General features: G+C 67.1%; 17 protein-coding genes. 13 read left to right on the top strand and 4 right to left on the bottom strand.

Going from position 1 to position 20,016, the window contains the following annotated elements; all coding sequences use genetic code 11:
• The first annotated feature begins 157 nt into the window (after positions 1-157).
• Both ACTWQA_RS52920 and ACTWQA_RS52915 read left to right on the top strand, forming a co-directional pair.
• Positions 158-397, top strand: coding sequence for a hypothetical protein (locus ACTWQA_RS52920; RefSeq protein ID WP_443166411.1), 240 nt, complete (start codon positions 158-160; stop codon positions 395-397).
• A 605-nt stretch (positions 398-1,002) separates the two neighbouring features.
• Positions 1,003-1,851 (top strand): hypothetical protein, encoded by an 849-nt coding sequence (locus ACTWQA_RS52915; RefSeq protein WP_443166410.1) that lies wholly within the window; start codon positions 1,003-1,005, stop codon positions 1,849-1,851.
• A 188-nt stretch (positions 1,852-2,039) separates the two neighbouring features.
• On the opposite strand, the gene ACTWQA_RS52910 is transcribed toward ACTWQA_RS52915, so the two are convergent.
• Positions 2,040-3,248, bottom strand: a complete 1,209-nt coding sequence (locus tag ACTWQA_RS52910; protein WP_443166409.1) for a plasmid pRiA4b ORF-3 family protein — start codon at positions 3,246-3,248, stop codon at positions 2,040-2,042.
• Between the two features lie 241 nt (positions 3,249-3,489).
• Between ACTWQA_RS52910 and ACTWQA_RS52905 the strand changes: the two genes are divergently transcribed.
• From ACTWQA_RS52905 to ACTWQA_RS52855, 11 genes are all read left to right on the top strand, one after another.
• Complete coding sequence (locus ACTWQA_RS52905; RefSeq protein ID WP_443166408.1) at positions 3,490-4,683, top strand: hypothetical protein; 1,194 nt, start codon at positions 3,490-3,492, stop codon at positions 4,681-4,683.
• 337 nt (positions 4,684-5,020) lie between these two features.
• On the top strand, positions 5,021-5,314 hold the full coding sequence (locus ACTWQA_RS52900; RefSeq protein WP_443166407.1) for a CU044_2847 family protein: 294 nt from the start codon (positions 5,021-5,023) through the stop codon (positions 5,312-5,314).
• Positions 5,293-9,051 (top strand): trypsin-like peptidase domain-containing protein, encoded by a 3,759-nt coding sequence (locus tag ACTWQA_RS52895; RefSeq protein ID WP_443166406.1) that lies wholly within the window; start codon positions 5,293-5,295, stop codon positions 9,049-9,051. The genes ACTWQA_RS52900 and ACTWQA_RS52895 overlap by 22 nt, the downstream gene beginning before the upstream one ends.
• Positions 9,052-9,418: 367 nt before the next feature.
• On the top strand, positions 9,419-9,775 hold the full coding sequence (locus ACTWQA_RS52890) for a hypothetical protein (protein WP_443166405.1): 357 nt from the start codon (positions 9,419-9,421) through the stop codon (positions 9,773-9,775).
• A 299-nt stretch (positions 9,776-10,074) separates the two neighbouring features.
• The gene (locus ACTWQA_RS52885) at positions 10,075-10,683 is read left to right on the top strand and encodes a DUF4365 domain-containing protein (RefSeq protein WP_443166404.1); all 609 of its coding nucleotides are present in this window, start codon (positions 10,075-10,077) and stop codon (positions 10,681-10,683) included.
• Entirely contained in the window at positions 10,676-11,680 is a 1,005-nt protein-coding gene (locus ACTWQA_RS52880) for a hypothetical protein (protein WP_443166403.1), read from the top strand. Before ACTWQA_RS52885 ends, ACTWQA_RS52880 begins: the two co-directional genes overlap by 8 nt.
• Before the next feature lie 2 nt (positions 11,681-11,682).
• Complete coding sequence (locus ACTWQA_RS52875) at positions 11,683-12,117, top strand: hypothetical protein (RefSeq protein WP_443166402.1); 435 nt, start codon at positions 11,683-11,685, stop codon at positions 12,115-12,117.
• Positions 12,118-12,318, top strand: a complete 201-nt coding sequence (locus ACTWQA_RS52870) for a hypothetical protein (protein ID WP_443166401.1) — start codon at positions 12,118-12,120, stop codon at positions 12,316-12,318.
• Complete coding sequence (locus ACTWQA_RS52865; RefSeq protein ID WP_443166400.1) at positions 12,315-14,534, top strand: helicase HerA domain-containing protein; 2,220 nt, start codon at positions 12,315-12,317, stop codon at positions 14,532-14,534. Before ACTWQA_RS52870 ends, ACTWQA_RS52865 begins: the two co-directional genes overlap by 4 nt.
• Positions 14,531-15,469, top strand: coding sequence for an ATP-binding protein (locus ACTWQA_RS52860; RefSeq protein ID WP_443166399.1), 939 nt, complete (start codon positions 14,531-14,533; stop codon positions 15,467-15,469). Before ACTWQA_RS52865 ends, ACTWQA_RS52860 begins: the two co-directional genes overlap by 4 nt.
• A gap of 747 nt (positions 15,470-16,216) precedes the next feature.
• Positions 16,217-17,134, top strand: a complete 918-nt coding sequence (locus ACTWQA_RS52855; RefSeq protein WP_443166398.1) for a hypothetical protein — start codon at positions 16,217-16,219, stop codon at positions 17,132-17,134.
• Between the two features lie 320 nt (positions 17,135-17,454).
• On the opposite strand, the gene ACTWQA_RS52850 is transcribed toward ACTWQA_RS52855, so the two are convergent.
• From ACTWQA_RS52850 to ACTWQA_RS52840, 3 genes are all read right to left on the bottom strand, one after another.
• Positions 17,455-17,832 carry a hypothetical protein gene (locus ACTWQA_RS52850; RefSeq protein ID WP_443166397.1) on the bottom strand — a complete coding sequence of 126 codons (378 nt, stop codon included), beginning with the start codon at positions 17,830-17,832 and terminating at the stop codon, positions 17,455-17,457.
• A gap of 218 nt (positions 17,833-18,050) precedes the next feature.
• Entirely contained in the window at positions 18,051-18,791 is a 741-nt protein-coding gene (locus ACTWQA_RS52845; RefSeq protein ID WP_443166396.1) for a hypothetical protein, read from the bottom strand.
• 36 nt (positions 18,792-18,827) lie between these two features.
• Positions 18,828-19,061: a hypothetical protein gene (locus ACTWQA_RS52840; protein ID WP_443166395.1), complete on the bottom strand. Its 234-nt coding sequence runs from the start codon at positions 19,059-19,061 to the stop codon at positions 18,828-18,830.
• Positions 19,062-20,016 lie beyond the last annotated feature (955 nt).

The following is a 20,016-nucleotide window of genomic DNA, read 5'->3' as shown; positions in this document are numbered from 1 at the left end:
CAGCTTAGATATCAATGATCCAGGAGCACGCCGTCCACCGCGAACATCCGGTCAGCTTCCTGCCCATAGTTGTCAGGTTTCGCCTGCGTTCTGTCGTGGACCTGCAACCGCTGCTGTCCCTAGCGTCGGTAGGTCCAACGACACGCGGGGAGGCCGAATGGTCCTTGACGACGACAATGATGCCGGGATCTTCCATTCCACCCGGCGCACCGACCAGGAGCACACCCACCGGGATGTGCTGTCCTCACCTTCGTGGGATGCCCGCAGGGCTATCGCCACTCTCGCCAACCAGAACCGGAGGTGGGGACCCAAGCGCATCCTCAAGGAGCTCCAGCGCCAGGATGTGAACCTGGACATGGTCAAGGCAGTGCTGGCGGATCTGAAGCTCAGCCGCTAGAGGGGGTGATCGACGTCCACGGTCCGTAGGACGGGCGCTCTGTCCTATTCGGGGGACGGGACCCTCATCACTCTCCTGCCTCGGCATGAAGGACCGGATGACGCTGCGGCAGGTCCACGCGAGGAACTCCGCCTTGGCCACCGAACGGTGATCAACCGGGACGCTCGCTCCGGTGTGACACGACCCGCCGACATCGCTCAGAACTTGCCTAGCGCGTCCGTCCGGATCGATCGTCATCGTGAAACACCAGCCACGCTCAGGGAACTCCACGTCGGAGTCAGACGCGTGGCGCCACTGCTGGTAGCGCATCAGGTGTAGCGATCCCGGCTCCAATTGCCGGTATTCCAGCTCCCTGCTGCGCCGTTCGCACTCATCGAACAGGGACAACCCGAGATAATCGTGACCCCAGTCGACCTGGAACAAGGCCTTCGGCCTCCCTTGGACCCTGCTCGACACGTTCAGGGATCCGAAGAATAAGTTGCCCGACCTGTGGGGGCAGCACCAGGCAGAGGGCCTGTACTGGCTGATCGAGGCCAAGGGGGGCGACGTGGGCGTCGGCACGCTCCGCAAGGGGTGGGCGCAACTGGCCGCCGGCAGCAAGATCCTTGGCTCGTACGCCCACCGCACCGTCCTGGTCGGAGCGTGCGTGCGGCCCGGAGACGATCTCTTCCTCACCATCGACCACGACCTGCACCCCGGACGGCCGCCGCTGGCCCCAGTGGGGATTCGACATCGACGACGAGTCAGCGGTCGGCCCGGGCAACCTCGAAGACCGTCTCGGCGACAGCGACGACGCGCTCATCGGCGCGGCCCGCGCCCAGATGCTCGTCTACCTGGCGCTGCGCTCTGCTCCCGCCTCGCAACTGCGGACCGTGCTCGTTCCCGCCGAGCGCGCGTCCCGTCGTCAGCGTTCCGGGCTGATCACGCCCCTGGAAGACGACGACCACACCCGCGCCACGCGGGCCGAAGCCCGCGGAGCAGCGCCCCACACCGAGCGGCACATCCTGCGCGCCAGAATCCGTTCCATGGGCCTCGACGACTTCCTCACCTGCCGCATCCCCGGAACCGAGGTTCAACTCGGCATGTCCCGGAAGCTGTTCGCCGCCTGCGAGCGCCTCCGCGAGGAAGACCTCGCCATCGCCCAGCGCACCCCGGGGCTGCGCGCCGAGGACCAGCCGGCCGGTGATCAGGAACTCAGCGACGATGCTCAGGAAGAACAGCGACTCACCCAGCGGCGGATCTTCCGCGAGCAGCAGGAGGAAGCCCGCCCCCGGCTGCGCCCCCTGCTCCGCGACGCCTACGAGCAGGGAGCGACAAGCGACTGGAGTGATCTGCTGCGCCGTCCCCAGGAGCCAGAACTCGACCTGGAAGGCGACGAGGGGCTCCTCGAAGCGGCGACGCCGGAGACGTACCTGGCCGTCAGCCGCTACGGCCTGCCCCCGGCTCGCGCCTAGCTGTTAGGGCTCGCATTCGATCAGGGGTGACCTCGGGTCAAGAGTCCGGAGTACGGGGGCGCTCCAGGGGTGAGGCGGTCGGCGCTGCCGGGACGAGTCCCGACCGGGCACACCAGGGGCCGTTGTTGTGCGGGGCGAGTGCTTCGGCGGGGAGGCCCGCGGGCTGCACGTCTGCGATGCGCATCTGATCACCCAGCCGAGGCCAGCGCTCGGCGAGCGGCTTCAACGGCGAACCGGGCCGGGTCGAACTCCTGCGCGCTCTCCAGACCGGCCCAGCGGACATATTCGTCGTGCTCGTCGTGCTCGGGATCGGCCAGCACCAGACGGAAGTATGCGTAGCCTCCGATGCCGCCGACGTCCTCTGGCGGGCAAGCGCCCACCCCGTCCACCAGCACGGGGTAACGGACCCCTTCCTCCGCGGCGAGGATCTCCTCCAGCACGATGTCATGCCGCCAGCTGTCACCCAGGTCGTATTCGTACTCGATGGCAGCCCCGACCTGTGCGAGCACCTCCGCCAGCGAGGTCTTCTTCTCGTCCACAACGTCCAGATCCCACTCGGGTGACGGTTCGCCGTACAGGACACCGCCCACCGTGAACAGGTGGAGATGACGGCCCTCCCAGCCCATCGCCGCGACCAGGATGTCGTGCAGCCTGTCGATCGTGATTCCGGGTGAGACGAGCAGGCGCCGCCAGATCACCGGATCGGCACTCTCCTGGAGCGTCACCCGGATCTGATAGATCGGCTCTCCCGGTGCGGCCTCACCCAGGCTGCGCCGTACGGCGTTCACCGCTTCCGGGGTCAGAGTCGCCGTCTCCTCCGTGAGTTCCACCGCGCCCAGCCGGACCAAGACGACCAGCAGTCGATCGATGTCCTGGCCGGTCATCCGCCGCTGAGATTGCGGGTCGCGCATCTCGTAGTACGGCGACGCGATCTCCCAGGCCAGCTCCCGGAGATCCGCAACGGGCACCGGCCCGCCGTACAACCTACGCAGTAGCGCCGGCCAGATGAGCGCGAACTCCTCGCCGACCAGCGACGTGTACCAGTAGTTCTTGGGAAAGAGCGCCTCGCTCATCTTCCCCAACGCCGTGAACGACGTCTCCCACAACCGCTCCGAGTCCTTCAGCAGTGGCGCCGCCTTCTTCACCGGCAGCAGCCGCCCCTTGACCACCCGGACCAGCCCAGCCGCTTTGGCCCATTCCACGATCAGGTTCAATCCGGGCAGTTCGGTGCTGCTCTTCGTCCGGAACACCCGGTCGCCGATCTTCGGGTCGATCTCGTCGCCGGTTTCCAGCAGCGCCACCAGCGCCCGCGCGTCCGACAGCGTCAGTTTCCCCGTCTGGGTCAGCTTCCGGCCTGCGCCCACCCATTCGGTGAACGCCCGCAACTCCTCCTGCATAGCGTTCAGAGTATGGCGCAGCGTTCGGACTCAGCCGTCCGCATCGCGCGAACGAGTCCTTCAGGCCGGCCCTTCAGCCCTTCAGGAGTTCAGCCTTCAGAGCCCATGAGACACCGTAGGATCGGGTGCCGTGGCGAAGAAGCGTAGAGCGAAGGCAAACCCTACGCGGGGAGTCAGCGGTCATCCTGCCCGGCGCGCGCTGCAGCTCGCTGCCCGTCAGCCCTCGTCCGACCCTCGTGCTGTGCTGTTTGAGTCGCTGATGGGGACCGCTGGGGATCAGTGGTGGCCGGACTCCCAGGATGCGATCATCGAACGTCTCACTGACCTGCCTGCCTACTCGCCTCTGCGGCTGGAGAACGCCGTCGTCGACCTTGTCGGCGAGGAGATGTGGACGCGCACACGGACCGAGAGCATGGGTTTCCACTGGGACCAGTACCTGGCCTCTCTGGCTGACCTCGTCCGCGACGAGATCCAGATGGCCGCGCGCACCGGCGGGCAGATAGATGACCTGTGGCGGATGCTGCACGGGCTCGCCGCGATGACCCCGCCGTCCAGCGGGGAGATGCTGCGCCGCGACCTCGACCTCGCCATCCGCGAAGCCATCAAGGACACCACGATGGACTTGGCCGAAGCCGGCATCGCTCCCGGGTGGCCGAGTGAGATTCTCCGGGCCACTCCGGCCGGAGGGCCACTGCTGCTGGCCGACGCGTACGGCTCGCGGTACGCGTTCCTCGCCCCCTTCGCTTGGGGCGAGGAGGACCCGCACTGGTACTGCTGGGACATCGACCGCTGCACCGGAGACCGGGTCGTGCACGCTGCCGTCTTCGCCTCACCGGAGGAAGCGCTCGCCGAGTGGCGAGCCGCCGTGGGGATGCACGCGGCATCTGCCTCCACCCAACCGGCCCCGTGCGACCAAGCCACCGCCCGCGACCTGCTGGATCCGCTGTGCCGTTCTGACCTCCTGGGCGCCCTGCTGCTCGGCAGCGAGTCGCAACAACTCATCGCCGAGCGATACCGCCTGCGCCAGCGCGCCCGCGCCCTCTGCGAGTCGTTCACCGTCGCTCCCGAGCCCAAGCCCAAGCCCAAGCAGGACCTCAACCCGATCATCGACGACTTCGCCGCCTGGCTACGCGATCGAGATGACCACAGACCCGAACGAGAAGACATCGCCACGCTCGCCGACACCTGGTCCCGCGTCTGCGGAGCGGGCTACTATGCCTGCTCCCCGCATCGGATCGAGCACACCGTGATCCTCGTCTCAGACGGGTACATCAAAAAGTACGCCGAGGCCATACTCGATCTTCTACCCCAGTGGGTCGAATGGTGCATCGAACGCACCGGCCTGACCGGCGAACTGGCAGAGCGATCCCGCCAAGCAGCCGCGAACAACCGGTGGGATGGATCCGACAGCATGGACCTGCGCCGCACCGAATAAACCCCGGATGTCCGGGCTGCGCACCACGGCCGGTGTCCCACCCGCACGCGGATCACAGCGCCTCGTGGCGCACGGTCTCCCACCTCCGCTCGGAGAAACAAGCGCCTCACGGTGCACGTGGCCGTTGTAGTGATCGATGTACTCGTTCAGAGGGTGGTTCGCAGCCGACAACTCGCCACACGGAATCGGCCGGTCCACCGAAGCAGCCCATAAAACGTGGTGACGGTCGTCCATCCCGTCAAGGCTCGTGGTATTCATACGGCAGCGAATCTCTCCCGTCCGAAAGGCTGGACATGCTGGGGAAGGGACTCTTCCCGACAACGAGCACCTGGTACGCGTGCGGGCGGGCGACAGCGTCGTCTACCTGCACGCCGTACGGGCCCCCGGCGAGGCGGGCACGGAAGTGGCGATCAGCGGCCTGAAGCCCACCCTGGAGCAGGCGCTCGCAGGCCTGTCCGAGGTGACCGAGCGGGTGTCCGAGAAACTGCGGACGACCGACGCCTCCAAGGTCGCCATCGAGTTCGGGTGCGAATTCGCGCTGGAGTCCGGCAAGCTGGTCGCGATGATCGGCAAGGGCTCGGCGAGGTCGACCTTCAAGGTGACGATGGAGTGGAGCAACCCGGCTCCGTGACGGGATGGGAGCCCCTGCTCAAGTCCGCCACGCTCGCGCTGACCGGCGGCACGGCGGGCAGGACGGGCACCGGATTCTTCGTCGCGCCCGGTCTCGTGGTCACCTGCGCCCACGTCCTGGCCGACCAGGGTGAGGCATTGCCCGAGGAGATCGTGGGGCAGGTCGTGTCCGAGGGCGCGACCGTACGCCTGCGTACGCGGCCCGAATGGTACTTCCGCGACGACGCCACCGGCCTTGACGTGGCCTTCCTCACCAACGCCGAGCAGCACGGGAGACGACCCGTGCTGCTGTCGCCGGAGCTGGAGGTCGGCGACCGGCTGTGGGCCTACGGCCATCCCGACGGGCTGTTCCGGGCGGGCCAGCCCGCAACGTTCGTCTACGAGGGATCCTCCCGGCGCTCGCCCGGCTCCCGGCTGGAGCTTCCCAGGTTACGCGGGACCCCGGTGACCGGAGGATTCAGCGGCAGTCCCGTGGTGAACCTCCGCACCGGCGCGATCTGCGGCATACTGTCCACCTCAGACCACCGGGGCAGCGCCCACATGATCGGCGTGGCGGACATCATGGCGCGTGGAGGGCTGAACGCCGTCCCGCGGCCCGATTGGCTGGCAGAGCTCACCGACGAGCAACTGCGGCACGGCGGCTGGTCGTACCCGGGCCGCGCCGTCCGCGCCTACCTGCGTGCCGCCGAGCAGGCCGCGAAGACACACCCGTATCCCGGGGTGTTGCCGGACGTGATCGCCCCGCCGCTCGCCGCCATCTACGTCCAGCAGAACGCCGGCGCGTTGTCCGCCGAGTACGACGACGACGTGCCGCGTAGCGCCGACTTCCTGCTCGGGCAGGACACCGACGCGCTGGTCGTGGGCGGACCGGGTGCCGGGAAATCCTGCCTGCTGCGCATGTTCGTGATCACGCTCGCGGAGCGCCAGCGGAACGACGTGCCCATCACAGAGGTGCCGGTCCTGGTCCAGGCCGCCGACCTCGCCGGTTCCGCGTCGTTGCCACAGGCCATCGCCGCCGGTGTGCACGGTGACCTGGCCCAGTCCGGCCTGCTGGACGAGCTGCCCGCCGACTTCTTCAGGAACGCGCCCGTGCCGGGCGGCCGCTGGCTCGTCCTCGTGGACGGCCTGGACGAGATCCTCGATCTCGGAGAGCGCCGGCGAGTGATCGACAGGACGTTCGGCGTCCGCGACATCCCCCAAGACGCCCCGTACCGCTTCATCGTCGCCACCCGGCCTCTAGCCTGGGCCGAGATGCCCGAAAGGGCCGCAAGCTACGCGCTGATGCCGCTGGCGGAGTACCAGCTCGCGCTGCTCGCCGAGCGCTGGTTCAGCGAGCTGGAACTCCCGCTGCCCGCGCAGGCTGCTTCCCGGCTGGTCGACGCCATCAAGGAGGCCCGCCTGTCGGAACTGGCCAGAACGCCGCTCATGGCCACGATCCTGTGCCAGTTGTTCGCCGCCAACCCCAGACGCGAGCTGCCCCGCAGCCGGGTCGAGGTGTACGAGGCATTCCTCGCTCTGCTGCGCGAGCGCTCGTTCAGTGCCACGTCCGGCGGCCTGTTTCCGCAGACACGCACGACGATCTCCCGGTACGGCCCCCAGGCCGTCTCGGCTGCCGAGCAGGTGCCGCCCCGGATCGTCGAGGCCCTGTGCGCAGCGGCGTTCGACATGTTCGAGCGCGAGGGCAGGACCGTCAAGCCAGATGTGGTGTACGCGCCGTTCAACGAGACACGGCCGGGACATGTGCCCGAGCCCGTCTGGCAGAGCCTGGTCAGGGAGATCGCCCGGCGCAGCGGCCTGGTGCTGCAGCGGGCCGGCGGCGAGTTCGTCTTCGTGCACCAGACGATCGCGGAGTTCCTCGCCGCGCGGCACATCCGCGAGGTTCCTGGCCTGCACGCGTGGGCGGTCAAGAAGCTGAAGAACCTGCTGACGACCCTGGCCGCGTCGAAAGCGCCGATCAGGCTGGCCGACCAGTTCGTGCTCTCGGAGCTGCGCGACGTCCGCGCCCTGCGGTCCGTGCTGGCCGAGCTGGCGAAGGACAGAAAGGGCAGTCGGCTGATCGCCCGGCTGGCGCGGGAGGGGGTGGTCCTGCCCGAGAACGTCCGCAGGGTCGCCGCGGATCGCCTCGTACGGAACGCCGACAGGTTCGGGACCGCCCTGTTCGAGACCGGGCTGCTCCTGGAGGCGTTGGACGACCCGCGCGCGCCCGACCTGCTGCTGCGGCAGGCGGAGGCGGAGGAGCAGCGCCAGGGTGTCGCCTGGCGCGCGCTCGACCACCTCCTCCGCCTCGGCGACCGGCGCGCGCACCCGCTGCTGGCCAGGATCGTCAACGATCCGCGCCGCAGCCGGGCGGAGCAGGGGCGTGCCGCCATCGCGTTGGCCCGGACGTCTGACCACGTCGAGCTGCGCCGCGACTGGTTCACGCGCGTCGCGGCGGAGCTGCCCAGGAACTTCCCCGCCGACTGGCTGCGCGGCATCCTGGAGGGCACGGCCACGCCGGCCTCCGTGCAGCTCTGCCTGGACCTGCTCGAACAGGTGAACCTCGACGTGAGCAGGAAGCCCCGGCTGATGCGCGGGCTGTGCAACAGCAACCCGCACGGCGTTCAGGACTTCCTCCACGCGATCGCCTGCGACCGGCGGATCGACCCCGGGCAGCAGCTCGGCCAGATCACCCAGACCTATCCACGCGACATGCCCCAGGCCTTCGCCCTGCGACTCGCCGTCTCGCCGTCGGTGTCGCCCCGGATACGCGTCTGGGCCACGGGCGATCTGTACAACCCTCCCAGGATGCGGGAGCGTGCGATCACCGTGCTCAAGGAGCTGGTGGCCGATTCCGACGTCCCTGCCGGGGTACGCAGCAGCGCCGCCGTCAGTCTCATGTACTCGCGCACCTCAGGCCCGGAGATCCTCGAAAGGCTCGCCCACGACAGGAGCACCGGCTGGGCGGCCCGCCACGGCATCGCGCAGACCCTGATCAGCTTCGGCGAGGAACGCGGCCTGCGACTGCTCGCCGAGCTCGCCGCCGACCCCGCCTACCACGTCATCGACCGCTGCTCCGCCGCTCTCGCCCTGCTCACGCCCGAAGCCCAAGCCCTGGTCACTCCGGACCCGCAGGGTTCGGCGGCTCAGCCCGAAGTGGGCGATGAGGTGGCCCGTCTCCTGGCGGACGTCTTCACCGATGAGAGCCTGGACCGCACCGCACGCCGCATAGCGCTCGGTGGATGCGCCCGGCACCCCCACCCGTCCATCACGGCCGCGCTCTTGGCCGTGGTCGCGCATCCCGCGCCCGATCCCGGGACGCGCCGCCTGGCACTCGCGCACCTCGCCCACCGCGATCCGGAATCCGCGGTCGGTGCCTGGCTCGCCCTGCCGCACACGCTGTCCGGCAACCCCGCCCTGTTACGCGTCCTCTTGGAGGTGTCGGATCCGTTGCACGCCGAGTACCTGGACAGGCTGCTCACCGCTCCTGGCCTCCTGCCCGAGCATCTCCTGGTTCTGGCGCGTCAGATCGTCCGCATTGATCCACAACGGGCCGCCGACCTGCTGGCGTCTTTGCTGAACTCCCGGATCCCGCCCTCGCCGCGGATTCGTGCCGCCTACGCACTGGCCCGCATGGACGACCCGCGCGGCCCCGCCTTCCTATCCGCCACCGCCACCGTCGGCGCCACTGCCGAGCCGCCGCCCCTGCGCGCTGCGGCCGCCGAGTACCTGACCCGCCTCACGAACCCGGTCGGCAACTGAGTGAGCTGGGTCGGGGCTCCGCTCCTGTCATGGAGCCGTAGCCCTGGAGGAACGGTCGAGGCCGGGAGGTCGAGGCGCTTCGCCGCCGTGATCAGATGCTCAAGGGTGACACTGACGGCTTGTCCGACTGCTGTCGACTCGTGCCCGCTTGGTGCTCTGAGAGGAGCATCGCCGAAGCCGGAGGCTCCTCGGAGTAGGCCGTTGACAAATCGAACGGGCCTCACCTCAGCGCGACGTCACAAAGGTCCGCTGAAGCGATACGAAATCATTCGGCGCACCGAGGTGCGCATGGGTTTACGCAATGGTCATTGCTCGCAAGACCTCCTCGGCAAGCTGCTGAGTGATCCGTGCCGGGTCTGGGGCGAGGATGGCTGGACGCGGGACGGTCGACGGCGATCCTGTCCTCGCAGGGGAGGTCGTGGCCGTCAACTACCTGCCGGATCTGCGCAGCCGTTTCCGAATGGAGCGGGCACGCGCGCTGATCGACGCGGACGGGCCTACCGGCGCCCCGACGGCGGTCATCCTGGCCTACTTCGTGGCCTGGCCGGATCGGGAGGCCGGCCCGTTGCAGTTTGCGGATGGCGGCACGGGCGCGCCATCGATCGAGGCGGTGGGCCGGCAGCACGCGCCGCTCATACGTCGTACGCATGTAGGCCCGCGCCCGGTCGTTGCCCTACTGGACGAGACCGCCCGGTATGTGCGTACGCGGAAGCGTGGCGCATGATGACGATCCTCCTACCCCACTGCTGCCCGGCTCGGGCGAGAGGCCGTCGGTCGCGCACGCCTAGGCGGTGACGCTCGCGGCGGATGTCACGGTGGCGGGTGCGATTGCACGGGTGAACGCCTGGCTTCAGGCAATGGCATGTCACTGCGGCTCGGCACCGAACGAATTCGCATATTCAGGGTGACCGTAAAAGGAAGACGTGTCTCATATGTCGCCAAAGCGAAATCTCTCTCCCTCTTGGCTGGGTGAAAGATACTCTCTAGCGTGCGGATCGGGCGGTCGGTGGTGAGGGAGACTGCGTGCTGGACCAGCGGAACCATCAAGGCAAGTTCGCTGAAGACTACGTGAGGGTACTTGCTTCGGCTGCGGGCCTCCTCGTCTATCAGGACGATCTCGACTATGACGGCATCGACCTGGGCTTTCGATACCCCGAAAGGACGGGATATATTGCCTCGCCTGCTATCGAGGTACAGGTCAAGTCGTGGTCGGCGCCGCTGTGCAAGGGCCCGGATCTGCAGTTTCGCGGACTGAACGAGGTGCAGTACAACAAGCTCGTCGCCGGTCCTTTTCTCGTTCCGCGTTACCTGTTTCTTGTCGTGGTCCCCTCGGAAAGCGACCGCTATGCGCGCGTGGATACCGAGGGGCTGACGTTGAGCCGGCTCTGCTACTACCGCGGGTTCGAGGGTGAGCGACCCATCGCCTCTCCGAGTACCAAACGGCATGTGCCCATCCAGGTGCCGTTGGGGAACGTTCTCACGGTCCGTGCGTTACGCGAGCTCGTCGGGGCGCCCATGGGTCACCCGCGTGATGAGGAGTGTGTCGGTTTCCGACGTCAGCAGCCATCTGGCCGCTACCGGCTGGGTTCGCCAGCCGGAGGGCTGGAGAGGTGCGGCCGTCTGGGTGCATGACGGTGATCACGAGATCCTGGTGCCCGGAGCGGACGATCTGGCCGACGGGCGGCGGCGTCTCAGAGAGATCCTTGCGCTGCTGTCGAGGGTGGAGGGCCGCTCTGCTGAGGACATCGCGTCCGACATCAGCTCGCCTACGGCGGATGTCCAGTGGTACCGCGCACCCATCGTCCCCACGAATGGGCAGTTCGGGTTGGTCGATGCGGTCACAGCTCTCAACAGCGCCCAAGCCGCCTTGAGCGCAGCGGCGCGTGCCGCTTTGAGCGGACCCCGGCCGGTGTTCGACGGTACAGCGCCCAAAGCAGTGCGTGATCTGCTCGCGCGCGTATGGATCGGGCCAATCGTGCCATCTGCAGACCTCCTCACCGTACGCATCCCGTTACAGGAGGAAAATTCCGGCGAATCTCCGCTGGCGCGCCGTACCTTGACCCTGCTCCAACGTGCCGCGCTGCTCCTGCGCGAAGCCAGCGCGGAGGTACACAGAACCGGCGACATCAGCGTCTTCGACGGCATGGTCCGGGACGGCGTGTCGGCCGACTTGTGCGTCGCACTCGCCCGATTCGCCGGCCCCGATCCCGGAACCCGTTTCGAGGTCGGTTTCCGCTGGGCCCGCGCACTGCCCTCCGAGATACCCGCGCAGACAGTGGTCTTCGAGGCCGAGAGCGGGACGTTGCTGCGCCGTGTCGCCCATAGGCTTCGGCGTCTCCACCACGAAAGCGCTTCGGTGACGGGCCTCATCGACACCCTTTTCGACAACGGGGGCGAGGACCGATTCCGCGTTCACGTACGTGGCCAGGTGTCGATCGGAGATGCCGAGCCGCGCGGCTCCATTTGGGTGCGCCTGCCCGATGAGACGGCTTATGACGTAGCCGTCGATGCCCATCGAAACCGAACCCTCGTGCGTGCTGTCGGCACGCTCATGGACGTCAACGGCCGCCGTGAACTCATTGCGACCAGCTTCAGCAAAGTTGTGGACGATCGATCCGAGGAGAGCTGACCATGGAGAACACCACCTTCGGAACCCGGGAGCGGGCCTTGCTCCTGGGCCTGATGACGCTCGGCGGGACGGCGTCCAACCCGGAGCTTCGAGCTCACGTCGGGGACGCGCTCGACGGTGAGCCGCGGCGCCGTGTGAACAAGAGCGGTCTCGTCATGAGCGAGAAGCTGGGCAGGTCCTACCACCACACGCTCACCGAGGACGGCTGGGCCTGGTGCGTGACAGAGTTGGAAGGCTCGGCTCCGGAACGCGGAGGATCGCTCGGCCGCACCTTGTACGGTGTCCTGCGCGTGATCAAGGGATACCTCGACGCGAGTGATCTGAGCCTGGCCGAGTTCGTCGTCAAGGCCCGCGAAGGCGGGGCCGCGGCCCCGGCCGATCTGACCAAGGCGATCCGCGACGCCTACTGGCACCTGGCTCGCGAACCGCAGGACTAGGTGCTCCTGACACATCTGCGAGCACAACTGGAAGACGCTCCCCACGAGGAGGTCGACGAGGCGCTCTGGCAACTGGAACAGCTCCCGGACGTTCATCTGGTACCGGAAGCGGACCAGAAGACCCTGACCGACGAGGACAGGAAAGCGGCCGTCCTCATAGGCGGTGTGAGCAAGCACCTGCTGGCGATCGAGGCCCGATGAACGAGAACGAGGAACGGGCGCTCCACGCCATCTCCAGAGTCCTCAACTGGGCGATAACGGCCGAACATGCCTGGAACCCGCCCCCCTTCCACGTCGACGGCATGCATCCGCGGGCGGAGCAGCTGATCCTCGACGGCATCGACGAGGCGTCCGCCGCCTCCCGCACCAGCCCGCTCGGCGTCGTGATCCAGGGTGAAGGAGGCGCCGGCAAGACTCACCTCCTCGGTTGGGTAAGGGGCAAGATCGCGCAGGCCGGCGGCTACTTCTTCCTCGTGGACTTCAGCGCGGGAGACGACTTCTGGCATCGGACCACGAGTGCGATGGTCGAGGACCTGGGCCGTTCGGTCGCAGGCCCGGACACTCCGAGCCAGGCGATGGTGGCCCTGCTCGCCCTGGCCACCCTCGCGGGAGCCGATGACCAGATCGGGGCAGCGATCGAGAGTGAATCGGGCATCACCCGCAGCGACCTCGATGCTCTGGTGAATGGCCTGGTGGCCAGGAACCGGCAGTTGCTGCGGTGCCGCGACACCATCCGGGCGCTCGCTCTCTACGCCGCCGCCTCCGGCCCGGCCCTCGACGTCGCTCACGATCACCTGATGTCGACCGAGGAAGCCGAGGAGGGCGATCGCAAAGCCTGGGGCATGAGCCGAGGAGTCAAGAAGCCGCACGACATCGCGGTCGAGCTGTCGATGATCCTCGCGCTGACCGGCCCCAGCGTCATCGCGGTGGATCAGATCGACGCGCTCCTCGAACACTCCCGTGTGGCCGCCGGTCCTGACTCGGCCGCACTGCCGCCCGATGCCGAACCGCGGAAAGATGTGATCGACGAGATCGCGAGCGGCCTCATGGCCCTGGTGCACGCCACTCAGAGAACGCTATGTCTGGTGGCTTGCCTGCCCTCGTCGTGGAATCTGATCAGGAATCGGGCCATCGGAACGGCACAGGACAGGTTCCGGCCAGCCCTGATCCTCACGACGATCGCAAGCGCGGACATTGCCCGAGTCCTGGTCGAGCGAAGGTTCGCGGTGGCATTCGCGCACGCGGGTTTCACCGCGCCCAGCCCCGCCTGGCCCATCGCCCCTACCGCGTTCGCAACAGCGCCGGGTCATACGCCGAGGACACTGCTCCGTCTCATCAGCGGACATGTCGCGACATGCCGGGCGGAAGGCCACGTGCATCCGCTGGAACGTTTCGATCGAGAAGAACCAGTTCCCGCTGTGACACCTCTCGTCGAGGCCGTTCCCGCCGTGCCGGAGACGAACCTGGCCCGGCTCGACGCGCGGTTCGCCGAATTGCACGGACGGGCTGACGTATCCGATGCGTTCGATCCGGAACACGAGGACGAACTCGCCCCTCTCCTGCTCGCCGCAGGTCTCCACGCATGGATCAAGGAGCAGGATAAAGCGGGCGAAGCCTTTTCCGTCGATCCACCGCCGGGCCGCCGTCCCAGCCTGCACGCGAGGTTGCGGCAGGCAATGGACCCAGATTCTGAGGAGCAATGGCACTGGACGTTCCGGATGATCGGCGCGCCGCACCACATCGCGGCACTTAAACGGCTGAATGACGGCATCACGGCGTCCGGCCTGGGCCCGGAGACGCCCGACCGTTGTTTCGTCGTACTGCGCAATCTCGCATGGTCGGATGGACCGGCCACTCAAGCTCGCCTGACACAGCTCCAGGAGTGGGGCGGGCAATCACTCACTGTCCGGGGTGACGACCTGCGCGTCTTCGAGGCGTTGCGGCAAATGGCTGCCGATGAGGACCCGGAACTCGAGAACTGGCTGCGTGCTCGCTGCCCGGCCAGCGGCACCGAGTTGTTCACCAGCCTGTTCGGCGCGCTGATATTCACCGATCCATCACCGCCGCCTCAGCCATCGACCGCAGGATCGGAACGGCAGGCAAGAGACCTTCCGGAATCCGCAGGCAGCCGCACCGCGGTCATCCCGGTCGGCAGGCGTCTGGACACCGGCACCAATCTCGAACTGAAGCTGAGCACCCTCACCCGCCACACGGCCGTATTCGCCGGCTCCGGCTCCGGCAAGACCGTGTTCCTGCGGCGGCTCATCGAGGAGTGCGCACTGCACGGGGTGTCCTCGATAGTGACTCCAACAACGATCTGGCCCGGCTGGGCGATCCCTGGCCCAGCCCACCTCCTGGTTGGAGCGACGAGGACGCGGACAAGGCGGCTCGCTATTTCGCCGAGACTGAGGTCGTGATCTGGACCCCGGGACGTTCTCGCGGACGCCCGCTGACCTTCCAGCCGCTCCCCGATTTCGCGCCCGTGCTGGATGACCGTGACGAGCTGGACTCCGCGCTTGGCCTGGCTGTCGAAGCGCTCGCCCCTCGGGCGAGCGTGGACGGGGTGAGTGCCAAGGCGCGCAAGGGGAAGGCCATCCTCCGACAGGCGCTGGGTTACTTCGCCCGCTCGGGCGGTGGCGACTTCGCCGCGTTTCTCGGCCTGCTCGCCGCCCTGCCGCTGGAAGTCAGCCAGATCGACCGCGCGGATCAGATCGCCGCCGAACTAGGACAACTTCTCACCGCCGCGACGATCAACGACCCGCTCTTCGCGGGCCGCGGTGAGCCGGCGAACCCCGAGCAGTTGCTCAGCCCGTCAACGGGCAAGCGGGCACGCGTCTCCGTCATCAGTTTCATCGGTCTCAGTGATGAGGCGAGACCAGGATTCGTCAGCCAGCTCCAGATGGCCCTGTTCTCCTGGATCAAGCGGAATCCGGCCCGCGGCCGTCCCCTCAACGGCCTGTACGTGATGGATGAGGCGCAGGCCCTCGTACCGGCGACACCGAAGACCGAAGCGCTGGCCAGCACGCTGACCCTGGCCTCACAGGCGCGTAAGTACGGCCTCGGCCTTGTCTTCGCCACCCAGACGCCGCGCGGTCTGCACAACCATATTGCTGGGAACGCCACAACCCAGTTCATCGGGAGAATCAACAGCCCCACGCAGATCGAGGTGGTCAAAGGGCTGGCGCGGGCCCGCGGAGGCCACGCCGACCGAGTCGGACGGCTGGAGACTGGGCAGTTTTATGCCGCGAGCGACGGCATACCCGAGGTGCTTATCCGGGCGCGGCAGTGCCTGAGTCATCATCCCGCCGATCCACTCACCGAACAGGAGATCATCGAGCGGGCATCCAGCTGATGCCGCATCTGACCGGTTGGCGATCGGCCTGCCAGGCGAGCGTGCTTCGCGAACACTGCGACGTCGGCGTGCTCTGGCGCCAGGGATTCATTCTGTGGAGCATGCAATGATCAAGTGGGGTGTCGGCTGTGCTCGGTGCGTGCTCGTATGCCCCGTCACGCGCCGTCAGGACCCGGCACTGTCGGACACGCAATGTGCGTGGAGGCGGCACGAACTATTATTAAACGGCACTGTGCGGCACTAAAGGATCTTGCTTCTAATCCGACGGTCGCAGGTTCGAATCCTGCAGGGCGCGCTTCACTCAAGCAGCAGAAGAGGGCTCCTGACCTGCGGTAACGCTGGTCAGGAGCCCTCTTCTTGTGTCCGGTCGTGTCCGGCTATCGCTGAGCTGCTACGGATGGTCGTGCCAAATACGTGCGCACGCGCGCGTGCTCCGGATCACTCCTGCTTGAGGGCGTCGGAGATGCGGCGCTTGGCGGCCTCGTCCTACCTCGACGACGCACTCGGCGACCGATCCTCTCCAGGGTCTCGACGTTGTGTCAGGCACAGGCCGTGACCTGCAGGGCGGCACCCCCCGTAGATCATGTCGAGATATAGGAGCGCCAGAGGACGTGGACGCGCCCTGCCTGACAGCAGTTTCCACCGGCCCGTCATATCGAGTCCCCGCCTGATCTTCCCCTGTCCACGCCAGTCAAGGGCCGCTATGGTGCGCCGTACCCAATTTGATCTAGATCGCAGGAGCGCGCGGTGCTGCACGTAAGGGAGCCCGACTGGGCGTACGTGGCCAGGTCTCTTGTCAAGGTTCTGGCGGTAACCGCGGCGCTGTACCTGGCCTTCAGCGCGGTCGACCGGGTTCTCTGGCTGTTCATCGACTCCGACGACGAGCGGATGGCCCGGTTGTACGGCACAGTCGCCCGCATCGCGAACCCGGACAAGCGCCTGCCACACGGTTATGGCGATGGCAGGTGGCTGCTGAAGAAGAGCTACACGCTGCGGGGGGAGCCGCGTCGGGCCGGTCCCAGCCAGGGCGAGACGGAATACGAAATCGTGGAAAACCTGTTCGGCACCGTCCGGGCACCCGCCCTCGACGGGCCGTCTGGCAGCCTGGCCGACGCGATCGGTTTTGTAGACGTGGACCCCGGCGTCGAGGAGGTGCTGACGGAAAAGGCCCGGAAGACCATCGATGGGCTTCCCCAGACGCTCGACGCCGTCGCGGTCGTGGAGTTCGCGCGCTCGATGACCACCGAGCGGCTCGTCGCCTTCAACCGGAGGCACAGGATCTGCGGAGGGGCGGACGTCTCCTACATCTACTCCCCGTCCTACTACGACGACTCCAGTGAACCGGCTTCGTTGAACGCGGTGGTCTGGAACCGCGGGATGACCGAGGACAACATCCAGGCGGATCTCACCTATCAGTGCGAGACCGAGCCCGTGGCGGCGCTGGCGGAGTTCCGCAGATGGGTCGGGGTGCTTGACGAGGGGGACGACCTCGACGCATTCGAGTTGGATTACGGGTGGCTCGCGGGAGCGGCCGAGGAGGGCGTCGTGCACGGGCTTGTCGTCGACCGCTGGAAACTCGCCGATCTGCGCAAGCTCCTCGACGACCCGGAGGTGCGGACTGTTCACCTCGCCGACGTCGCCTTCGACCTCGGCGAGATCGGGTAGCGGTCTTCGGCGGGCTCAGCGGCGCGGGTGCGAGCCCCAGCGCCGCGCTGCGGCGGTGATTCCTCCTTCCGCTCCATCCCCTGGCTGGCAACATCATCGCTATCTACAACGGCCGGTTGAGACCTGACAAGATGCTCGCCTCGCCGTCGGCACCGCCGCGTAGAGGCGGCGCTCACAGGCTCTAGGGAGCCCTCGACCGCCGCACTTGTCGGGGACTCCCTACGTAGTGCCTATGCCTCAGTCGTCGATGGTGTCGACCTCGCATACCGCTCTTAGCGCTTGATGAGGTGGTGAGCTTGCCAGGCCGCGACCTTGGATGACTACTCACTCTCCTTGAGAGCGTCGGAGATGCGGCGCTTAGCGGCCACATCCTGGCCGACGACGCACTTGGCGTAGATCCTGAGCAAGACCTCTACATTGTGTCCGGCCCAGATCGCGACCTGGGTGGCAGGAACGCCCGCGTTGAGCCATGTTGAGACGCAGGCGTGGCGCAGGTCATAGACGCGCCTGGCGAGCGGTGAGGCGTGCTCCGCCTTGGTGAGGGCGGCGGCTCGTGCGCGTGCCCAGACTCGGCGGTAGGTGATGTTGGGCAGTTCTCCGCCACGGACGCCGGTGAACAACCGTCCGTCTGGGGCCTGGCCGTATGGCGCGGCCAGGTGAGCCCGCAGGATCGTCACCAGGACGGGTGGGATGGGCACGGTGTGGTGGTGGCCGTCTGCGCGGTGCTTGAGGGAGCGTTCCTCCCTGAGCTTGCCGTCGTCGGTCCACTCACGTCCTGCAAACCGGGGCCGCTGTGGCGAAGCGCAGTTCTCCCCATGCCTCGGCGTCCTCTGGAGGTGGGAGCGTGATGTTGTAGTCGCGCAGGTTGAGGGCCTCCCAGGCTACACTCGACGTCCATTGCGACGCCCGAACAAGCTCACTCGGTGACGACGGTCTTGGGGTCGGGCGTCTTGACCGACACCTTGGCGCCCCAGCCGGTGTAGCGGGTATCGACGATGAAGGTGCTGCCCTCGAAGTCTTCGTAGTCCAGCGGGACGCCCTTGGCCGTGTACGAGCTCCACAGCTTGCTGACCAGCCCGGCCGAGGTGAACGTCAGCTTGTAGGAGACCTCTGTGTCCGAGGGCCAGGAGCGCAGGTCCGAGCGGGAGAACCAGGCGGACACCTTGCGCAGGTCCTTGAAGGTAATCGTGCCGGTGACCGTGTTCCCGCTCCTCTTGCCCTTGTTGAGCAGCGCCGACAGCGTGGTGGGCTCGGCGGGGTTGAGGATCTGGTCGTACTCGCTGGGCATGCCGCCGCCGCCGGAAACCTTGAGCCAGGTCTTGCCCTTGGGCAGGTCTCCGGCGAGGGCACCGGAGTAGTACGTGGCCTTGCCGTTGTAGATGACGCGGTCCTTCTCGTCGTCATACGCGGTGCCGGCGATGTCGTAGCTGGCCAGGCCCTTCCTCCCGAACTGCAGGACGCCCTTCGTCTCGTACGCCTGCGAGGTCTCGGTGCCGTCGGACCAGTTGGCAATCTCGGTGTATCGGACGCCGTGGCCGGGGATGAGCTTGGACTTCAGCACGCGCACGGGGTCCTTGGACACGGCCTGGGCCTGCGCGGGGGCCGTGCCCACCAGGAAGGCGCCGCAGACGACCAAGACAGAGATCGTTTTCCTCATGCCGGCAGATCATGCCGTAGTCGGATCACGGTCAGGCTAAGACCATGCGGCGCGATGGAGCCGAAGCCGCGTGGGCAGCAGTCGCGCCAGTGCGGCCAGTGGCGCCCGGTCGGCCCCGTCCGGTTGCCGGCGGGAGACCTGACGACGTGGGACGGCGACTTCGTGACGCAACACCAAAATCTCCGCCTCCTTGGAGGTGTCGCCCCGCGCGAGAAGCGTCAACCAGCCGAACAACCGGACCGTCAGCAGATACAGCAGGCGTAGGAACACGAGTGCCGAGGATAGAAGCCAGGCCATATGTCATGGACGAGTTTTAGGGGGCTTCACGACGGGTGAGAATAAGGCTTGCGGGGCTGGAACGGCACATCATGATCGGTTCGGCGCTGGAGCCATCGGCCCCCGCCGCCGGCCATCTCTCCGTTGATTTCTTCGAGTTAGGTATGGCGCGCTCGGTTCCCGCCAATCTCCCTTCCGCCAGCGCGATCATGCTCGCTTCAGTCCAGCCAGCCTGGACCGAGGGCGTTGCGTGGTGTGCATGAGCTTTGGCCGTCAAGGGAGGAAAGCGTGTGTGGCATGGTCGCGTCCTCGGAGTCACTGGCTTAACACACCCCAGTCCGCCGATCGTGCAGGAGAGGGGTTTGGCCCGTGCTCGCGATTCAGCCTGCCGACGACGAGGCGCATGCGATCGAGTTCGCGGAAGGCACGCGGTTCGGCTCATCGCGTGCGTGTGGACCGATGACGGTGCGCGCTTCGAGACGTCGCGCGACGGCTTCGCGTCGGGGGTGTGATCCAGAGCGACGCTCCGACGGCGTGGGACGCCCCGTTCTGCGGGGTCGAACACTCATAGGTACGGGCGCGGGCGCGGTTCTACGGCGTCGAAGAAATACCTCATTCCGAAGTCTCTTGAGCGCGGAGGCTCGAAGGGCTGACACCACGGTGGTGATTCGCCTAGTCGGCGGAGCGCAAGAGCATTGCCTCTACCTCGGGACCGGCATCGGTCGTGCAGACGTACGTGTGCCTTCCGGTCGCTGGATCAACGTAGTACAGAGTCGCACGCTTGCCGCATCTTGAGCACCAGGCGTCAGGCCGGCCACCGAGTGGACCGCCCCGGGGATCTTGGAGGCTACGATTCCTGCGAACTTGCGAATGACGTAGTAGATCCCTGCGCCTTATAGAAGGCGTCCTCGTACTCCCTCGGCGGAATATTACCACAGAATGAGTGAAG

This window comes from Nonomuraea sp. 10N515B, from assembly GCF_052245915.1.
Lineage (GTDB): Bacteria > Actinomycetota > Actinomycetes > Streptosporangiales > Streptosporangiaceae > Nonomuraea.
The sequence above is the reverse complement of the archived record's forward strand: the minus strand, read 5'-3'. Positions and strand labels throughout refer to the sequence as shown.

Bases quoted from the DNA above. Each gene is read 5' to 3' on its own strand.
- ACTWQA_RS52920 (WP_443166411.1), top strand. From the start codon at position 158: ATGGTCCTTGACGACGACAATGATGCCGGGATCTTCCATTCCACCCGG.
- ACTWQA_RS52910 (WP_443166409.1), bottom strand. From the start codon at position 3,248: ATGCAGGAGGAGTTGCGGGCGTTCACCGAATGGGTGGGCGCAGGCCGG.
- ACTWQA_RS52890 (WP_443166405.1), top strand. From the start codon at position 9,419: ATGGCTGGACGCGGGACGGTCGACGGCGATCCTGTCCTCGCAGGGGAG.
- ACTWQA_RS52875 (WP_443166402.1), top strand. From the start codon at position 11,683: ATGGAGAACACCACCTTCGGAACCCGGGAGCGGGCCTTGCTCCTGGGC.
- ACTWQA_RS52865 (WP_443166400.1), top strand. From the start codon at position 12,315: ATGAACGAGAACGAGGAACGGGCGCTCCACGCCATCTCCAGAGTCCTC.
- ACTWQA_RS52845 (WP_443166396.1), bottom strand. From the start codon at position 18,791: ATGAGGAAAACGATCTCTGTCTTGGTCGTCTGCGGCGCCTTCCTGGTG.